At 55.9% G+C, this 515-nt stretch carries 1 protein-coding gene; it reads left to right on the top strand.

Annotated elements, in window-relative coordinates:
• Positions 1–231, top strand: a 231-nt coding sequence (locus tag V7D18_RS05080) for a DUF6283 family protein (protein ID WP_426152080.1), incomplete at its 5' end; no start/stop codon positions are given.
• Between the last annotated feature and the right edge of the window lie 284 nt (positions 232–515).

Here is a 515-nt window from a genome sequence, read left to right as displayed (position 1 = left end):
CAGCACTTGTTTGGCTGTCACCAATCGGGCTCGGATAAACCCGCAACATGCGCAGGTTTTCTGCTCAAGGGCGCTACTCACAATCTTGCTGTCCGAATGGGATATATCACAGGTGACATCGCGGATGATGTCGTGGTCGATGACACTGTGGAGCTGCATGAAAACTACCGGGCCATGGCTATCGCCAATGGGGTGGATGAAGATGATCCAGTATTGCGCCCGTGCAGGTGAAGCTGGTGTTTTTTGCCTTGACGCTGGCGGGGGCTTGCAACGTAGGTGGGCGAGTGGATTTTTGAGGCGTTGTCAGATGTTGTGCTTGCCTTCAGGCGGGCCTTTGGCCCTTGCTGCGGCCTCCGGCCTTTCTTCGCGATCAGGCCAAGCCTGATCGCTCAGACACGGCTCAGCCCAAGGCTTCGCCTTCAACTAACGCTTTGATGCCTTTCCAGCTCTTGTAGTGTGCCTCTACCTCGTCCAGAGTCGCGAATCGACGAACGCTTGGATAGCCACGGTTCCAT

The organism is Lacrimispora sp. 38-1, assembly GCF_049890855.1.
Lineage (GTDB): Bacteria > Bacillota > Clostridia > Lachnospirales > Lachnospiraceae > Lacrimispora.
This window is presented reverse-complemented; position numbering and strand designations above follow the sequence as displayed.